Consider the following 17,961-nt stretch of genomic DNA (forward strand, 5'->3'; position numbering starts at 1 on the left):
CTGGTTGGACAGCACCACTTCCTGGGTGCTGGCCGCCAGGTCCACCTTGTTGGCCTCCTGATGCAGGTTGTACTGCTGGGCCAGGTCCTCGGGGTTGAAGAAGTCCCGGATGTCGTCCGGTTTGCCGTGCGAGTGGCCCTGCTCCGGGTTGTCGCCGGGGGAGTCGGACAACGTGAACGCCTCGACGTCGCCGGTGTCGGACAGATCGTCGTGGGCGTGGCCGTGCTCCTCCTGCTCCTCGAACACCGGTCGCAGAGCGAAGAAGGCGTCGAAGACCCGCTCGAAGGTCTCCAGATCGCGGCGGTCCTTGATCAGGGTGCCGCGCAGCGCGCAGCGGGTGAGCTCACGATCGGCGAGCACACCCGGCTGACCGGCGGCGCTGATCGCGTCGAGCGTCTCGGACACACTGATCCGCACCCCGAACAAGCGCAGGAGCCGGACGAACCGGTGGACGGCGCCTTCCATGCCGGATCAGAGGGCTCGTTTGCGGGCGGCGCGGGCGGTGTCGCTCGTGGCCTTCTGGGGTTCTTTGCCGGGCGGTTTCGCCCCGCCGTAGTAGCCCTCGTCGTGCCGGCCGGGGAGTCCTTGGCACGGCGTACGGCGGCACCGTCCGGCTCGGCCGGCGCGTCGGCGGGGCTGTGCGTCGGCCCGTGGTCGTGGCCATGTCCGTGTCCGTGTCCGTGTCCGTGACCATGGCCCGGAACCTCTTGCGGTACTTCGGCGTTGGGGTCAATCAGACGAGGTAGCGCGGCTCGGGCGACCTTGATGTCCCGGTCGTACTTGACCACGACGGACAGGGTGTCGGACAACAGCGACGCGGTCAGCTCGCTGGCACCGAGGACCGCCAGCGTGCGGGCCCAGTCGATGGTCTCGGAGATGCTGGGTGCCTTGCGCAGGTCGAGTGAGCGCAGGCCCCGGACGACCTGCACCAGTTGAGCGGCGAGGGCATCCGACAACCCGGTCTCCTTGGAGCGGATGATGTCCAGCTCCCGGTCGGCGGCGGGATAGTCCGCGAACAGGTGCAGACAGCGGCGTTTGAGGGCCGCGGACAGATCACGGGTGTTGTTGGAGGTGAGGATGACCAGCGGGATGTGGGTCGCCCGCACGGTCCCGATCTCGGGGATGGAGATCTGGAACTCGGCGAGCAGTTCCAGCAGTACGGCTTCCAGCGCCTCGTCGGCGCGATCGATCTCATCGACCAGCAGCACGCACGGTTCGTCGGAGACCAGGGCCTCCAGCAACGGCCGGTGAGCCAGGAAGCGGGAGGAGAAGAAGACGCTGTCCTGGGCGGCGATCCGGTCGACGGCCTCGGAGAGGGTGTCGGTGTCGGCGACCAGCTGGCCGATCTTCTCGCGCAGGATCTGGGTGTAGAGCAACTGCTTGCCGTAGTCCCACTCGTAGAGCGCCTTGGTCTCGTCCTGGCCCTCGTAGCACTGTAGTCGCAGCAGGCGTCGTCCCGTGGCCTGCGCCAAGGACGACGCGAGCTGGGTCTTGCCGACGCCCGCGGGGCCCTCCACCAGCAACGGCTTGTCCAGGCGACTCTGCAGGAAGACCGTCGTCGCGAGCTGATCATCGGCGAGGTAGCCGACGTCCGCCAGACGCTCCTTGGTGTCCTGGACGTCCTCGAAATCGTCTGTGCTGGTGTCGGGTTCGCGCATCGCGATGCTCACGGCTCCTCCTGATCGGCGTTGATGCGGGATGGTGCAGGAAGCGGTGGGCCGACGCACGACGACGTCGGCCCACCGCGGGTTCTCACACGAGCAGGTCGTCCAGATCACCGTTCATGCAGTGATCCACGACGGGCCGCACGGTCTCGAACGTGCACTCGCGGGCGTTACCCGGCGTACATGCATCACCCAGGACGTGATTGGTGATGCGGTCCACGTCCGCGGCGTCACCCTTGATCACGGGGGCGTTCTCGTAGAACGCGGTCGGGCCCTTGCCCAGGCGGTTCTTGGAGTAGGTGTCCTCGTTGACGTCGGTGAACTTCTCGGTGATGTTGACATCGCGCAGCAGCCGGATCGCGGCGGCCAGCGCAGCGTCGGCGGCCTGCACGTCGGTCATCCCGTGGGTGTCCACGCCCATGGCCGGTGCCATCTCGGCGTACCGCTTGAAGTTGGCGGACATGTTGAACGCCCAGACCCGGGGCAGCGCGATCGCGTTGTTCAAACCGTGGTGGGTGTCGTAGAACGCGCTCACCGCGTGCGAGATGGAGTGGATGATCCCCAGACCGCCGGAGTTGAACGCCTGGGCGGCGATGTACTGCGCGTACATCATGCCCTCGCGGCCGGGCAGGTCCTGCCCGTTCCACACGGCGGCCCGCAGGTTGTCGTTGGTCAGTTTCACCGCGTAGAGAGCGTTGCCCAGGGACGGCGCGAAGTTCAACCGGGAAACGTAGGGCTCACTGGCGTGCGCGAGGACGTCGAAGCCGCACTGGGCGGTGTAGTCGATCGGGCAGTCGTAGTAGAGCACCGGGTCGTCGATGGCCAGCGACGTCACCGACGCGTCGTCGAACGCGACGTACTTGTGCGGGTTGTCCGGGTCCGTGGTCGTGTCGGTGATGACGTACGCCCACGAGGTCTCCGAACCCGTACCGGCCGTGGTCGAGACGGCGATGTGCGGCGGGTTCTTGGGGTTCTCGGACATGTTGAAGCCCTCGAACTCGTTGACGTTGCGTCCGTCGTGAGCCACCGAGATCCGGGCACCCTTGCACGCGTCGTGCGACGATCCGCCGCCGATGGAAACGAATGAATCGCACTTGTTCTCCTGGTACAGCGAGACGGCGTCCATCACGTTGTAGTCCTTGGGGTTGGACTCGACCTTGTCGTACACCACGACCTCCAGGCCGTGGTACTTCATCGACTCCACGATCTTGTGGACGATGTCGGTGCCGCGCAGCCCTGAGGTCATGACCAGGGTCTTCTTGAAGCCGAGCTTGAGGGCCTCCGGGCCGATCAGCTCATGTGAACCCGGACCCATGAGGGCGCGGGGGAAGGGGTGGAACTCCTTGATGGGGAACGGTTTGAGCAGCTCTTCAACCTGCACCGTGGGCCTCCTCGTCGAGACGGGTCATTCGTCCGTAGTGGATGTGAACAACTCCGCACGTTAGGTAGCTGCCTGCCGGCGGGACCAGACCAGGACGCAAAGACCGTCCGGCCATGCGGGACCCACCTACCCGGGCGTGATGTCATCACCTGTCCGACCGGGTAGGTGCCCTGCGACAAGGTCGCGGGAGGCGCTGCGGCGCAGAGCTTTTCCTCTTCGAACGGGTAGGTCGAACTGACCTGCCAGCCGGTGCCGTCGAGGGTCCCGGGTGCCTAGCGTGAGAGCACCCAAGGAAAGGACGCCATCATGGCTGAGCTGGATCCGACCGAAGTTGTGCAGACCCCGGAGAACGTCCAGGAAGACGCCGAAGAGGCGTTGATCGAGGACGTCTCCATCGACGGAATGTGCGGCGTGTACTGATGCTGCACGAGCGCTGGCGTCTGAGCGCCACGGTGGCCTTGCGGCCCGAGCCCTTCGGGGCGCTGGCCTACGACTTCACGACCCGTCGGTTGAGCTTCCTGAAGACGCCGCAGTTTGTGAGTGTCGTCCGGGCTCTCGACGCCAGCGCCGACGTCCAGGCCGCACTGGAGAGTGCGGCGGTCCCCCGCGAGCAGTGGGACCTGTATCTGACCGCGCTGCGCCGCCTCGCCGGTAGCGGCATGTTGACCTCCCAAGGAGCTGCGGTATGACCATCCTCGAATCCCCTCCGTCGCCGGGCCGGCTGGTCGACCAGTTCGAGCGTGGGCTGGATGCGCCCATCTGCCTGACCTGGGAACTGACCTACGCGTGCAACCTGGCGTGTGTGCACTGCCTGTCGTCCTCCGGCCGCCGGGACCCGCGGGAGCTGAGCACGAAGGAGTGCCTGGAGCTGATCGATGAGTTCCAGCGGATGCAGATCTTCTACGTCAACATCGGCGGCGGCGAGCCGACCGTGCGACCGGACTTCTGGCGGATCGTCGAGTACGCCGTGAACCACCAGGTGGGAGTCAAGTTCTCCACCAACGGTTTTCGCATCGATCGGGCTCGTGCGAAGTGGATCGCCTCGACGGGCTACCTCGACGTGCAGATCTCCCTGGACGGCGCGACCGCAGAAGTCAACGACGCCGTGCGCGGACGCGGTACCTACGACAAGGCGCTCGAGGCGCTCGGGCACCTGGCCGACGCGGGCATGACCGACACCAAGATCTCGGTGGTGTGCACCCGGCACAACATCGGCCAGCTGGACACCTTCAAAGCCATCGCCGACCGGTACGGCGCACAGCTTCGCCTGACCCGGCTGCGGCCGGCCGGTCGCGGTGCGGACACCTGGGGTGAGTTGCACCCGTTGCCGGAGCAGCAGCGGGAACTCTACGACTGGCTGGTGGCCAACGGTGACAACGTGCTCACCGGTGACTCGTTCTTCCACCTGTCGGCGTACGGCGAGGCGCTGCCCGGCCTCAACCTGTGCGGAGCCGGGCGGGTGGTGTGCCTGGTCGACCCGGTGGGCGAGGTCTACGCGTGCCCGTTCGCCATTCACGACCGGTTCAAGGCGGGGAACATCCGGGACGCGGGTTTTGCTGCGGTGTGGCAGGATTCAGCGCTCTTCAAGCAGCTGCGCGAGCCGCAGACCGGCGGTGCCTGCTCGATGTGCTCGGCCTACGACTCCTGTCGCGGCGGCTGCATGGCGGCCAAGTTCTTCACGGGGCTGCCCCTGGACGGCCCGGATCCGGAGTGCGTCAAGGGCAACGGCGCGATCCCGTTGCAGGGCGTCGACCCGGCCGGTCGGCCGTCCCCCTCGCAAGATCATTCGCACGCCGGTCCGGTGCGTAACGAGCCCGTGCCGCTGACCTTGCAGCGCCGGCCGCCGTCCCGCTCCTGTGATGAGAACCCCTGGCCGGAATGGGCGGCTTCTGAGGCGATGCGCCGCTCCATCGTGCCGACGTTGTGCGTCGCGAAGTCACCCGAGGTCACCACCGGCGGTGCCCCGATGCTGCTGGTCCCCGTGGGCTCGGTCGAGCAGCACGGTCCGCACCTGCCGCTGGGCACCGACGGGGTCATCGCCCAGTCGGTGACCGCTCGGGTGGCTGCTGCGCTACAGGAGCAGGGGCATCGGGTGAGTGTGGCGCCCGCGGTGGCGTACGGCGCTTCGGGGGAGCACGAGGGCTTCGACGGGACAGTCTCCATCGGTCAGGACGCGTTGTCCCTGCTCCTGCTCGAACTGGGCCGCTCCGCCTGTCGTTGGGCCGGATCGGTGATCTTCGTCAACGCGCACGGTGGCAACGGGGTCCCCATCGTGCGCGCCGTCGAACGGCTGCGTTACGAGGGTCGGGCCGTGGCGTGGGTGCCGGTGGTCATCCCGCACGCGGACGCGCACGCCGGCCGGGCCGAGACCAGCATGATGCTGGCGCTGCAACCCGACGTCGTCCGGATGGACCTCGCGGCTCCGGGAGTCCTCACCCCGGTCGCCGAGTTGATGGACCGGCTGCGATCGGGCGGGTTGAGGGCGGTGACGCCGAGCGGCGTCCTCGGTGATCCGGTGGGCGCGAACGCGGCGGAGGGTGCGGCGCTGCTCGACGCGGCCGTGGCCGATGTCCTGGACCGGGTACGCCGACCCGACGTCGACGAGCACGGCCAGTTGCGCGCCTGTCCGGTGGGTGTGCCGTGAGCACGGCGGTCGTGACGGGTGCCGCCCGTGGACTGGGTGCGGCGGTGTCCCGGCGGTTGGCGGACCGCGGGCTGCACGTCGTGGCCGTCGACGCCCTGGAGGGCGTGGTTGCCCCGGACGGCTATCCGCGGGCCACAACGGCGGATCTGGCTGCGCTGCAGGAGCTCTCCGATGATGTGAGCATCGCGGTGATCGATGCCGCTGACCGGGAGCAGCTGGCCGCCGTCGTCGAGCGGACCGTCGACCGACACGGGCCGCTGGTCGCCGTGGTCGCTGCCGCTGCGACGATCGAAGGTGGCCAGCCACTCTGGGAAACCGACTCGCAGACACTGGAACGTCTGTGGCACAACGACGTTCGCAGTGTCTGGCAGACCGCTGCAGTGACGGTCCCGCAGCTGCTGTCCGCCGCCGGCGAGGGTCATGACGCCGCGTTCGTGGCCGTTGCCTCAGCCGCCGCCCATCGCGGTCTGTGGCACCTGTCGGCGTACTGCACCGTCAAACACGCCGTCCTCGGTCTGGTGCGTGGCCTGGCCGCCGACCTCAAGGGGACCGGGGTGACCGCGGTGGCGGTGTCGCCGGGTTCGATGGACACGAAGATGCTGGCGGAGACCGCACGGATCTACGGGCTGACCGACGTTTCCGCGCTCGCCGAGAGTCAGACAACCGGTGCGGCGCTGGCCGCCGACGAAGTCGCTGCCCTGGTGGAGACGGCCTGCTTCAGCGGGCCTGCCCTGCACGGGAGTGTCCTGCATGCGGACGGGGGTTTCACGCTGTGAGCGTCATGACCGCGCGACGGGTGCTCCCGCAACTGCCGCCGCTCGGAATGCGGGTGGAGCTGGCTGAGTCGGTGATCCGGTGCGCCGGCGGCGAGGTCCTGTTCGACACCGCATCAGGTACCCAGGTCCGATTGCGTCCCAGAGCGATGCAGCTGCTGGCCGAGCGCCGCGACCTGGTCGTGGACGACCGCGCCGGCGCCCGGTTGGCGCGCTCACTGCTCGACCACGGACTGGCCGACCCGGTGTGGGGTGATGAACCGGGAGCGGTCCCGTCGGACGTCACCGTGGTCATTCCGGTGCGGGATCGGGCCGAGCAGGTCCGTCGTCTGATCGCGACGCTGCCGCCGCAGGTTCCGGTGATCATCGTGGACGACGGCTCACGCGACCCCAGCGCCCTGGTGGCGCTCGGCAGGCCGGTCCACAGGCACGAGCAGTCGCGGGGCCGGCGGCGGCACGGAACACCGGATTGGCCCATGTCGCAACCGAGTACGTGTGTTTCATCGACTCGGACATCGTCGTGGAGCACGGCACACTGACCCGGCTGCGGCGCGAGTTTCTCGACCCTGCTGTCGCGGTCGCCGGGCCCCGCATCCTCGGTCTGCCGCTGAGTCCCGCAGCCGGCAGCGTGGCGCACTACGAAGCCGCGCGATCCTCGCTGGACCTGGGTAGCGGGCCCGGCCGGGTCGCTCCGGCGACGCGGGTGTCCTACCTGCCGAGTGCGGTGTTGATGGCCCGCGTAGCTGCGCTCGGCGGCGGATTCGACGAGACGATGCACGTCGCCGAGGACGTCGATCTGGTCTGGCGGGTGGTCGCGGGCGGCTGGAGCGTGCGTTACGTGCCGCAGTGCAGTGTCCGTCACGACCATCGGGTCGAGGCCATGGCCTGGCTGGAGCGTAAAGCGTTCTACGGCACCGGCGCCGACCAGCTGGCCCGCCGCCACGGTGACCTCGTCGCACCGCTGCGCCTCGATCCGCTGTGCGCCACCGCCGTAGGCGCACTGGTCGCGCAACGCCGATGGTCGGTACCGGTGGCCGTGATCGCTGCCGGAGCGCACCTGGGTCTCATGGCCGCCCGCGCACCATCGCCGCAGCAGCGACTGGCGACGGGAGCGAACCTCACGGCGATGACTCTGGTGGCCACCGGCTGGCAATTCGCCGGGGCAGCCACCCGGCACCACTGGCCGCTGGCCGCCATTGCCGCGCTGGTGTCCCGGCGTGCCCGGCGAGGGATCGTCGTCGCCGCCCTCGCGGAAGGGATCGCCGACTACCGCCGGGTACGCCCGGACCTGGACCCCGCGACGTACCTGCTGCTGCACCGCGCGGATGACCTCGCCTACGGGCTCGGGGTCTGGGCCGGCGCGCTGCGCGGCCGGTCGATCCGAGCGCTGCTTCCCGTCTGGACCCGGCCGTGGCGCCGGGGCCAGGCATCACCGACCAAGACCCCGCAGAAGGAGAAAACCCATGGCACACAAGTGGTTTGAGACGGTCGCCGTCGCGCAGGAACGCGCCAAGCGCCGGTTGCCGTCCTCGGTCTACAAGGCCCTGCTCGCCGGATCGGAGAAGGGCACGACCTACGCCGACAACACGGCGGCGTTCGCGGAGCTGGGCTTCGCTCCGCACGTCGTCGGCTCGACGCCGGAGCGCAACCTGGCTACGAGCTTCCTCGGTCAACCCGCAGCGATGCCGGTGATGATCTCCCCGACGGGTGTGCAGGCGGTGCACCCCGAGGGTGAGGTGGCGGTCGCCCGCGCGGCCGCGGCGAGGGGAATCCCGATGGGCCTCAGCTCCTTTGCCAGCAAGCCGATCGAGGAGGTAGCCGCCGCGAACGGCCAGACGTTCTTCCAGATGTACTGGATGGGCAGTCGCGAGCAGATGGCCCGGCGGATGGCCCGGGCCCGCGAGGCCGGCGCGGTCGGGTTGATCGCGACGACCGACTGGTCCTTCTCCAACGGCCGTGACTGGGGCAGCCCGATCATCCCGCAGTCGATGGACCTCAAGACGATCGTCACGCGCTCGCCGGAGGCGTTGCTGCGGCCCAAGTGGTTCCTCGAATTCGCCAGGACCGGCCGACCGCCGCAGTTGCAGACGCCGAACCTGGCCGAACCGGGGCAGCCCGCGCCCGGATTCTTCGAGGCCTACTACGAGTGGATGCAGACCCCGCCGCCCACCTGGCAGGACATCGCCTGGATGAAGCAGGAGTGGGGCGGCACGTTCCTGCTCAAGGGCGTGTGCCGGGTGGACGACGCCCAGCGCGCGGTCGATGCGGGGGTGGACGGCATCTCCGTGTCCAACCACGGCGGCAACAACCTGGACGGGACCCCCGCCAGCATCCGTTGCCTGCCCGCGGTCGCCGATGCCGTCGGTGACCAGATCGACGTACTGCTCGACGGCGGCGTCCGCCGGGGAAGCGACGTCGCGAAGGCGGTCGCTCTCGGTGCCAGGGCGGTGCTGATCGGCCGGGCGTACCTGTGGGGTCTGGCGGCCGGCGGCCAGCCGGGGGTCGAGAACGTGCTCGACGTGCTGAACGGCGGCCTGGATTCGGCGCTGCGCGGGTTGGGCAAGGCTGACGTGAAGGACCTGCGACCCTCCGATGTGTTGGTGCCGGACGGGTTCACCCGGGCGCTCGGCGTACCGGGAGAGGCACAGGAGCCGCCTGAGCAGGTCGAACACCGGATCGCCGAAGCGGTCGCGGCCGGGTGAGCATCCGTCCGCAGTGCGAACGCTCCTGCGGGCAGGGCCGGCGGGCCTGGAAAGATGGGCCCGCAGCTGATCGACGCGAAGGAGCCTCCCGTGGCCGGGCCCGCCCTACCCTCCCATTCCGACATCGCACCGCCGCCGGATGACCCGGGCGCGTTCCTGGCCGCCCAGCGATCGGCGTACGACGATCTGGTGGCCCGGGGCCTGAAGTTCGACCTCACGCGGGGAAAGCCGGGCCCGGAGCAACTGGATCTGTCCGAGGCGCTGCTGACCCTGCCGACCACGCACACCTCCGGCGGCGTGGACGTGCGCAACTACGGCGGCCTGGAGGGTCTGCTCGGGCTGCGGGAGTTGTTCGCCGAGCTGTTCGGGGTGCAGGTCAGCCAGTTCGTCGCTCAGGGCAACGCCAGCCTCACCCTGATGAAGGACGTGCTGGTCGACTGCATGCTCAAGGGTCCGGTCGACGGGACGCCGTGGAAGGACCAGGGGCCGATCAAGTTCCTCTGCCCGGTGCCCGGCTACGACCGCCACCACGCACTGCTGGAGTGGCTCGGGATCGACATGGTGCCGGTCCCGATGCAGGCCGACGGTCCGGACGTTGCTGCGGTCGAGGCGCTGGTCAAGGACGACCCGAGCATCAAAGGCATGTGGCTGGTGCCGACCTACGCCAACCCCTCGGGCTCGGTGACCGAGGCCGACAAGGCCGCGCGTCTGGCCGCAATGCCCACCGCGGCAAGCGATTTCAAGATCCTGTGGGACAACGCCTACGGCCTGCACCACCTGACCGAGGTCGAGACCAAGACGGCCGACATCATCTCGCTGGCGGCCGCGAACGGTCACCCGGACCGGCCGATCATGTTCGCCTCGACCTCCAAGATCACCTTCGCGGGCGCCGGAGTCTCCTTCCTGGCGGCCAGCGAGCGCAACGTGCAGTGGTATCTCAAGCATCTCGGGATGGGCTCGATCGGCCCGGACAAGGTGAACCACCTGCGGCACCTGGAGTTCTTCAAGGACGCCGACGGGGTGCGCGCCCACATGCGCAAGCACGCGGCCATCATCAAGCCGAAGTTCGATGCGGTGCAGGAGGTGCTCTCCACGCGCCTGGGTGCCTACCCGCAGATCGCCACCTGGACCGAACCCATCGGCGGCTACTTCGTCAGTCTCGATGTGCTGCCCGGCACGGCTTCGCGCGTGGTGCAACTGGCCAAAGAAGCGGGTGTCGCACTCACGCCCGCGGGCGCGTCCTTCCCCTACGGCAACGATCCGCAGGACACCAACATCCGCCTGGCGCCGACGTTCCCGTCGCTGGAAGAGGTACGCGTCGCGATGGAAGCGGTGGCGACCTGCGTGTTGCTCGCGGCCGCTGAGAAGCTCGCGGGCTGAGCATGCAGGCCCCCGCCGCCCCGATCCCGGTCTTCTTCCTGGCGGGCGGCACCGGGATCTCCGCGGAGACGCTGGGCAACATGATCCTGCAGCAGTTCCCCGAAGTGGCCTTCACCCGGCACAAGTACCCCTTCATCACGACCGTCGAGCAGGCCCTGAAGGTGGTCGAGGTGATGGACGCCGCGTGCACGCAGGAGGTGCAGGCGTTGGCCTTCTCCACGGTGGCACCGGACGACGTACGCAATGCCCTGGGCACCACCCGCGCGGCCATGATCGACATGTTCGGTTCGCACCTGGACACCGTCGAGCGGTTGCTGCACGTGCAGGCCGCGCGCGCGGCGGGCAGTGCCCACGGCCTGGGCGACATCGGCCGGTACGACGCCCGGATGAAGGCCGTCGAATTCGCCATCGAGCACGACGACGGCCAGAGTCTGCGGCACCTGGCCAAGGCCGACCTCATCCTGACCGCACCCTCGCGGTGCGGCAAGACACCGACCACGATGTACCTGGCGCTGACGCACGGTCTGCTGGTGGCCAACTACCCCCTGGTCGATGAGGACTTCGAGTCCACATCGCTGCCCCGCCCGATCGCGCCCTACCGCGACAAACTCTTCGGTCTGCTCTCGACACCCACCCGGTTGTCGCAGGTGCGCAGCGAGCGCCGGCCGGGCAGCAAGTACGCGTCGCTGGCCCAGTGCAGCTGGGAGTTGCGCAGCGCCGAGGCGCTCTTTCGCGGCCAGCGCATTCCCTACGTCGACTCCTCGACCATGTCGGTGGAGGAGATTGCGGCAGTGATCCAACAACAGCGGGCGGCGGGCCCCGGTCCGGGGTGAGGAACTGCTCTAGCATTCGCCTTCAAGGCCCGTCATCATCAGGAGTTTTCGCCGACCGGCGAGAAGCGCAACCAGTAAGGGTTTAACGATGAGCAACATCGAGTGGTTCAAGGATCTCGGACTCGACGACGTGGAGACCGTCGGCGGCAAGAACGCCTCCCTGGGTGAAATGGTGCAGCACCTGTCCAAGGCGGGAGTCTCGGTGCCGAACGGTTTTGCGACGACCGCCGAGGCCTACCGCCGGTTCCTCGACGAGTCGGGGCTGACCGACTCGATCAACTCCCGGCTGGCGGCGCTCGATGTCGACGACGTGCAGGAGCTGGCGCGCGTCGGTGCCGCGATCCGCCAGGAGGTCGAGGACCGCCCGTTCCCGGCCGACCTGGAGGCCGACATCCGATCGGCGTACGACGAACTCACGGCTGACGCACCCGACGCCACGTGGGCCGTGCGCTCGTCCGCGACGGCCGAGGACCTGCCGGACGCCTCCTTCGCCGGGCAGCAGGAGACCTTCCTGAACATCAGCGGTATCGACAACATCCTGCACGCGATCAAGCTGGTCTTCGCCTCGCTCTACAACGACCGGGCCATCGCCTACCGCGTGCACAGCAACTTCGATCACTCCGCCGTGGCCCTGTCGGCGGGCATCCAGCGCATGGTCCGCTCCGACATCGGCGCCTCGGGCGTGATGTTCACCATGGACACCGAGTCCGGCTTCGACGACGCCGTCTTCATCACCTCGGCCTTCGGTCTGGGCGAGGGTGTCGTGCAGGGTGCGGTCAACCCCGATGAGTTCTACGTCTACAAGCCCGCCTTGCGGGCGGGCCGGCCGGCGATCCTCAAGCGCGGTGTCGGCGCGAAGGCGACCAAGATGGTCTACACCGGCTCCGCGGAGGTGGGCAAGACCACCGAGTTCGTGCCGGTCGACCCGGCGGAGGCCGCCAAGCTGTCGCTCACCGATGACGAGGTCACCGAGTTGGCCACCCACGCCCTCAAGATCGAGGAGCACTACGGCCGCCCGATGGACATCGAGTGGGGCAAGGACGGGGTCGACGGCAAGCTCTACATCCTGCAGGCGCGACCGGAGACGGTGAAGTCGCGCCAGAGCGGCTCGACGCTGCAACGCTTCGTGATCAAGGCACGCGGACCGGTGCTGTCCGAGGGCCGCGCGATCGGGCAGAAAGTCGGGTCGGGCGCCGTACGCAAGATGACCTCGCTGGACACGATGCACGAGTTCAAACCGGGGAGATCCTCGTCGCCGACATGACCGACCCGGACTGGGAGCCGATCATGAAGCGCGCCAGCGCGATCGTCACCAACCGGGGCGGGCGCACCTGTCACGCGGCGATCATCGCCCGCGAGCTGGGCATCCCGGCCGTCGTCGGCACCGGGGATGCGACCTCCGCGCTCGCGGACGGCGCCGAAGTGACCGTTTCGTGCGCCGAAGGCGACACCGGCTTCGTGTACGACGGGTCCCTGGACTTCGAGGTCCAGGAGACAGCGCTGGACGAGATGCCCGACATCCCGGTCAAGCTGATGATGAACGTCGGCACTCCGGAGCAGGCGTTCGAGTTCAGCCGGTTGCCCAACAAGGGCATCGGGCTGGCCCGGTTGGAGTTCATCATCAACCGGCAGATCGGTATCCACCCCAAGGCCCTGCTGGAGCTGGACGACCAGGAGCCGGGGGTCAAGGCCGAGATCGAGAGTCTCATCTCGGCGTACGACTCACCCAGGGAGTTCTTCGTCAAGCGGGTGGCCGAAGGGGTCGCGACGCTCGCGGCGGCGTTTGCGCCTGAGCCGGTGATCGTGCGGATGAGCGACTTCAAGTCCAACGAGTACGCCGGGATGCTGGGCGGGCAGCGCTACGAACCCCACGAGGAGAACCCGATGATCGGCTACCGCGGCGCGTCGCGGTACCTGTCGCCGGACTTCGAGGAGTGCTTCGCGATGGAGTGCGAAGCGCTGCGCTTCGTCCGCGAGGACATGGGCCTGACCAACGTCAAGGTGATGATCCCGTTCGTGCGGACCCTGGCCGAGGCCGAGGGCGTCATCGCGTTGCTCGGTAAGTACGGACTCAAGCGCGGAGAGAACGACCTGCAGGTCGTGATGATGTGCGAGGTCCCCTCGAACGCGGTGATCGCGGACCAGTTCCTCGAGCACTTCGACGGCTTCTCGATCGGGTCCAACGACATGACCCAGCTGACTCTCGGCCTGGACCGCGACTCGGGTCTGGTCGCCGCGGGCTTCGACGAACGTGACCCCGCGGTCAAGGAGATGCTGACCATGGCGATCACCGCTTGCCGCAGACAGGGCAAGTACGTCGGCATCTGCGGGCAGGGCCCCTCGGACCACCCCGACCTGGCCGACTGGCTGCTGGAGCAGGGCATCGAGTCGATGTCGCTGAACCCCGACACCGTGGTCGAGACCTGGCTGCGCCTGGCGAAGAAGGCGAACGCCTGATCCGTGTATTGCACCTCGTGCGGTAACACCAACTGGGCCGATCTGCGCTACTGCCCCGGCTGCGGGAGGGATCTGCGGCCCGGTGATGGCGACGAGTCCCTTACTGCGCCAACGGTCGCCGCGCCCAGCCCACTCCGCGCATCGGCGGCGGTCGATGATCAGGTGCGGCCCGGCGTACCTGCGGACGGAGATGCGCCGTCGTCGGGCAGGTGGCGCCGGTGGCGTTGGCCGGCCGCGGGGGCCGCAGTCCTGGTGGCGGTCGGGGCCGGCGCGGCGTGGGCCTGGCCACGAAGTGCCGCCCCGGTTGCCGAACCGGATGAGGCGGTGTTCTCGGTCGACCTCGGCAGCCATCCCCGGCTGGCGTGGCACCGAGCGGTCGAGGACTGGGCGCCGGGGTGCGCCCCGGTGCGGACGGAAGCTGAGCACGCCTGCCGGGTCGTGCAGGTCGCGCTTTCTGCCCACCGGATGGTCCTGCAGGTGCAGCCGGCATCGGGTGACGACACGTTGCTCGGGATCGACCTGACCACGGGCGCGGTCGCGTGGCGTCGTGACCTGCCCGCGGGCACCGACACCACCTGCAATTCCTCGGATCGCACCCTGTGGTGCGTGGCTGTCTCGGGCGGACCGACCCCCACGCCCACCGAGGCCGACGAGTACGCGCCCTACGACCCCGCAGGGCCGGCGCAGCTTCTCGCCATGGACATCGACAGCGGCCGACCCACGGGGTCCGCCGTCCTCGGCAGCAGCGGGTTCCACGACATCGTGGGGATCGGGCCCGACTTCGTGCTGGTGGGTAATCGCTCCAGCGGGAACAGTGCCGACGAGGCGCAAGGGCAGGGGCCGACCACCGTTGCCATGCAGGTGGACAAGTACGACGGCGCTGCCGGGCGAGCGTGGAGCAGCACGTTGCCCAAGGGCGTGGACGGTGCCGGCTACGGCGGACCGCCCGTGCTCTCGGTGGCCGGCGTCGACTACCTGCCCTATGTCACTGACGCCGCCGGCAAGGGCATCGGATTCCGCCGGGAGGACGGCTCCGTCGTCGAACTGCCGCACGGCATGGCCATCGACCGCTACCGGGGGCAGATCGTGACCTCGGCGGCGCAGGGCGGCAACCTCATGATCGGGGATCGTCCGTTGGCCGGGGCACAGCTGGCGATGCTGTCCCATGACACCTCGGCGGATATGCCGTTGGTGACCATGTCCTCCGACGAAGGCCGGGTCGATTCCAGTGAGGTCCACCGCCGCCAGGCACCTTTCGCAGTGCAGCGCACGGTGCCCGGACGCGCTCAAGCGTTCTGCGGCGGCCGGTTGTTCACCGTGTCGGGGGAGGAGTTCGGCGGTTCGGGCGACCCCCAGGACAGTCCCGCCAAGCAGAGTGCGACGGTGCGGGCTGTCGACCTCGAGACCGGCAAGACGACCTGGCAACTGCGTGTCTCGCCGGAGAGCGCCCTGAACTGCTCCGGCTCCGACGTCGCGGTGGCCAGCCCCGGCGTCCTGGCCGGATACGACATCGCGACAGGTGCCCGCAGCTGGTCGGTGGCGGTACCCGCCCAGGCGGCCCCGAATGCCGCGACCGAGTCAGGATTGATGCTGGCGGTGTACGGCGATATGTCGCCGACCGGCTTCGCCTACGTCACCCGCTAGGGCCACCGTGTCGTGGTCGGGTGGGTCGTCGTACGGGCGCGAGACAGGGACACTGGACCCGGTCGTGGTCGGGTGGGTCGTCGTACGGGCGCAAGACAGGGACACTGGACCCGGTGCACGATGACACTGGACCCGGGGCACGTTCCAGGGCAGATCCGGCAGACGCGAGGGATCGGCGTACCTCGATTTGGCCCGGCCCGGCCGTCTCTGGCACACTAGAACGGTTGCTTGACGCGCGCCCACGTGCCGTTCCGGACTGAAAAGACCGGGAAAGTACGGCGAGCGCCGCCTCATCACGAGCAGTAGCTGGACCTGGTTCTCCTACGGGAGACGTGCAGGGCCGCACAGCGGTGATGGGAAGCGTAAGCAGGTCGATCCGGTAGGACCGACCGCCCCACCCATGGGAAATGTGAGTGGTTGTGCCTCGGGCACAGCGCGACACGCCCGACCGCGGGGGGCGGACGAACCGGCGGGTCGATCACAACAGTTTGTAGGAATTTTGTAGGTAATCCGGCGAGAGAGAGACGCACGCGAATGGCGGGACAAAAGATCCGCATCCGGCTGAAGTCGTACGACCACGAGGTCATCGACTCTTCCGCGCGCAAGATTGTGGACACCGTGACTCGTGCCGGTGCGACGGTGGTGGGCCCTGTGCCGCTGCCCACGGAGAAGAATGTCTTCTGCGTGATCCGTTCGCCGCACAAGTACAAGGACAGCCGCGAGCACTTCGAGATGCGCACGCACAAGCGGCTCATCGACATCGTTGACCCGACGCCCAAGGCCGTCGACTCGCTGATGCGTCTCGACCTCCCGGCGGACGTCAACATCGAGATCAAGCTCTGAGCGGGGGTAACGACATGACTACCACTGCAACCAAGACCGTCAAGGGTGTGCTCGGCGAGAAGCTGGGCATGACCCAGGTCTGGGATGAGAACGGCCGCCTCGTGCCGGTCACCGTCATCCAGGCCGGTCCGTGCGTCGTCACCCAGGTGCGTGGCGAGGCCGACGGCTACGACGCCGTTCAGCTCGGCTGGGGTCAGATCGACCCGCGCAAGGTCACCAAGCCGTTGGTCGGCCACTTCGAGAAGGCCGGGGTCACCCCGCGCCGGCACCTGGTGGAACTGCGCACCGCGGACGCCGCCGAGTACCAGCCCGGCCAGGAGATCACGGTCGAGGCTTTCGAAGCCGGCCAGAAGGTTGACGTCGTCGGCCGCACCAAGGGCAAGGGCTTTGCCGGTGTGATGAAGCGCCACGGTTTCCACGGCGTTTCCGCCAGCCACGGTGCGCACCGCAACCACCGCAAGCCGGGTTCCATCGGTGGCTGCGCCACCCCGGGCCGCGTCTTCAAGGGGATGCGCATGGCCGGCCGCATGGGCGGCGTACGCCAGACCACCCAGAACCTCACGATCCACGCCGTCGATGCCGACAAGGGCCTGCTGCTGGTCAAGGGTGCCGTTCCCGGCGCTCGCGGCCGCGTGGTCTTCGTCAAGACGGCTGCCAAGGGAGCTTGAGCCTCATGACCACTATTTCGATCACTGACCCCGCGGGGAAGCAGGCCGGCAGCATCGAGTTGCCCGCCGAGATCTTCGACGTGGCCACCAACGTGCCGTTGATCCACCAGGTCGTCGTCGCGCAGCTGGCCGCCGCCCGTCAGGGCACGCACTCCACCAAGACCCGCGGCGAGGTCCGCGGCGGTGGTCGCAAGCCCTACCGCCAGAAGGGCACCGGGCGCGCCCGCCAGGGCTCGACCCGTGCGCCGCAGTTCGCCGGCGGTGGCGTGGTGCACGGTCCGAAGCCGCGTGACTACGCGCAGCGGACCCCCAAGAAGATGAAGGCCGCCGCCCTGCGCGGTGCGCTCTCGGACCGCGCCCGCCACGGTCGCATCCACGTGCTCAGCTCGGTCGTCGCCGGGGACACCCTCGACCCGCGCCGCTGCCACGCTGCTGGGTGGGCTCACCGAGCGCAAGAACCTGCTGGTGGTGCTGGACCGCGGTAACGAGAACGCGTTGCTGTCGGTGCGCAACCTGGCCGACGTGCACGTGTTGTACGCCGACCAGTTGAACACCTACGACGTGCTGTGCGCCGACGACATCGTCTTTACGCAGGCCGCGCTCGAGGCGTTCCTCGGTGGCAACGACAAGGCCGCCGCAGATGAGAAGGAGAGCGCGAAGTGAGCACAAGCATCCAGCGCAAGGACCCCCGCGACATCCTGATCGCGCCGGTCGTGTCGGAGAAGTCGTACGCCCTGTTCGACCAGGGCAAGTACACCTTCATCGTCGACCCGAGCGCCAACAAGACGGAGATCAAGATCGCCGTCGAGCAGATCTGGGACGTCAAGGTCGACTCCGTGCACACCCTGAACCGTCAGGGCAAGACCCGTCGGACCCGTACCGGTTCCGGCAAGCGCAAGGACACCAAGCGCGCGATCGTGTCCCTCAAAGAGGGCGCCATCGACATCTTCGGCGAGATCAGCTGAAGCGACG

The 17,961-nt window shown here is 68.4% G+C and carries 15 protein-coding genes and 2 pseudogenes; 15 read left to right on the top strand and 2 right to left on the bottom strand.

Translation table 11 applies throughout. The features are described from left to right. Positions 1–311: 311 nt before the first annotated feature. Together ACFQBT_RS03120 and mdo are read right to left on the bottom strand one after the other, a co-directional pair. Entirely contained in the window at positions 312–1,670 is a 1,359-nt protein-coding gene (locus tag ACFQBT_RS03120) for an AAA family ATPase (RefSeq protein ID WP_377820332.1), read from the bottom strand. A gap of 82 nt (positions 1,671–1,752) precedes the next feature. Continuing rightward, positions 1,753–3,045: an NDMA-dependent methanol dehydrogenase gene (gene mdo, locus ACFQBT_RS03125; RefSeq protein ID WP_377820333.1), complete on the bottom strand. Its 1,293-nt coding sequence runs from the start codon at positions 3,043–3,045 to the stop codon at positions 1,753–1,755. Positions 3,046–3,351: 306 nt separating this feature from the next. Here mdo and mftA point away from each other — a divergent pair, with 306 nt between their 5' ends. The 15 genes and pseudogenes from mftA to rplW all read left to right on the top strand — a co-directional run bounded on the left by mftA (position 3,352) and on the right by rplW (position 17,954). Then, on the top strand, positions 3,352–3,465 hold the full coding sequence (gene mftA / locus ACFQBT_RS03130; protein ID WP_377820334.1) for a mycofactocin precursor MftA: 114 nt from the start codon (positions 3,352–3,354) through the stop codon (positions 3,463–3,465). After that, positions 3,450–3,734, top strand: coding sequence for a mycofactocin biosynthesis chaperone MftB (mftB, locus tag ACFQBT_RS03135; protein WP_377820335.1), 285 nt, complete (start codon positions 3,450–3,452; stop codon positions 3,732–3,734). Before mftA ends, mftB begins: the two co-directional genes overlap by 16 nt. After that, on the top strand, positions 3,731–5,689 hold the full coding sequence (gene mftC / locus ACFQBT_RS03140; RefSeq protein WP_377820336.1) for a mycofactocin radical SAM maturase: 1,959 nt from the start codon (positions 3,731–3,733) through the stop codon (positions 5,687–5,689). The genes mftB and mftC overlap by 4 nt, the downstream gene beginning before the upstream one ends. Then, the gene (locus ACFQBT_RS03145) at positions 5,686–6,465 is read left to right on the top strand and encodes a mycofactocin-coupled SDR family oxidoreductase (RefSeq protein ID WP_377820337.1); all 780 of its coding nucleotides are present in this window, start codon (positions 5,686–5,688) and stop codon (positions 6,463–6,465) included. The genes mftC and ACFQBT_RS03145 overlap by 4 nt, the downstream gene beginning before the upstream one ends. Positions 6,466–6,470: 5 nt before the next feature. After that, the gene (locus ACFQBT_RS03150; protein ID WP_377820338.1) at positions 6,471–7,001 is read left to right on the top strand and encodes a hypothetical protein; all 531 of its coding nucleotides are present in this window, start codon (positions 6,471–6,473) and stop codon (positions 6,999–7,001) included. Continuing rightward, complete coding sequence (gene mftF, locus ACFQBT_RS03155) at positions 6,932–7,945, top strand: mycofactocin biosynthesis glycosyltransferase MftF (RefSeq protein WP_377820339.1); 1,014 nt, start codon at positions 6,932–6,934, stop codon at positions 7,943–7,945. Before ACFQBT_RS03150 ends, mftF begins: the two co-directional genes overlap by 70 nt. Then, positions 7,926–9,164, top strand: a complete 1,239-nt coding sequence (gene mftD / locus ACFQBT_RS03160; protein WP_377820340.1) for a pre-mycofactocin synthase MftD — start codon at positions 7,926–7,928, stop codon at positions 9,162–9,164. The genes mftF and mftD overlap by 20 nt, the downstream gene beginning before the upstream one ends. A 90-nt stretch (positions 9,165–9,254) precedes the next feature. After that, positions 9,255–10,544 (top strand): aspartate aminotransferase type Ic, encoded by a 1,290-nt coding sequence (locus ACFQBT_RS03165; RefSeq protein WP_377820341.1) that lies wholly within the window; start codon positions 9,255–9,257, stop codon positions 10,542–10,544. A 2-nt stretch (positions 10,545–10,546) separates the two neighbouring features. Further along, on the top strand, positions 10,547–11,377 hold the full coding sequence (locus tag ACFQBT_RS03170) for a pyruvate, water dikinase regulatory protein (protein ID WP_377820342.1): 831 nt from the start codon (positions 10,547–10,549) through the stop codon (positions 11,375–11,377). An 88-nt stretch (positions 11,378–11,465) separates the two neighbouring features. Then, positions 11,466–13,834: pseudogene (gene ppsA / locus ACFQBT_RS03175) on the top strand (phosphoenolpyruvate synthase). Positions 13,835–13,837: 3 nt separating this feature from the next. Beyond that, entirely contained in the window at positions 13,838–15,478 is a 1,641-nt protein-coding gene (locus tag ACFQBT_RS03180; RefSeq protein WP_377820343.1) for an outer membrane protein assembly factor BamB family protein, read from the top strand. A gap of 534 nt (positions 15,479–16,012) precedes the next feature. Next, entirely contained in the window at positions 16,013–16,321 is a 309-nt protein-coding gene (gene rpsJ, locus ACFQBT_RS03185) for a 30S ribosomal protein S10 (RefSeq protein ID WP_006946210.1), read from the top strand. Positions 16,322–16,335: 14 nt separating this feature from the next. Then, positions 16,336–16,989, top strand: coding sequence for a 50S ribosomal protein L3 (gene rplC, locus ACFQBT_RS03190; protein WP_377820344.1), 654 nt, complete (start codon positions 16,336–16,338; stop codon positions 16,987–16,989). Between the two features lie 5 nt (positions 16,990–16,994). Next, a pseudogene (gene rplD, locus ACFQBT_RS03195) lies at positions 16,995–17,652 on the top strand (50S ribosomal protein L4). Then, on the top strand, positions 17,649–17,954 hold the full coding sequence (gene rplW, locus ACFQBT_RS03200; RefSeq protein WP_377820345.1) for a 50S ribosomal protein L23: 306 nt from the start codon (positions 17,649–17,651) through the stop codon (positions 17,952–17,954). The pseudogene rplD and the gene rplW overlap by 4 nt, the downstream one beginning before the upstream one ends. Positions 17,955–17,961: the final 7 nt, after the last annotated feature.

It is taken from the genome of Branchiibius cervicis (genome assembly GCF_042661605.1).
GTDB classification, from domain to species: domain Bacteria; phylum Actinomycetota; class Actinomycetes; order Actinomycetales; family Dermatophilaceae; genus Branchiibius; species Branchiibius cervicis.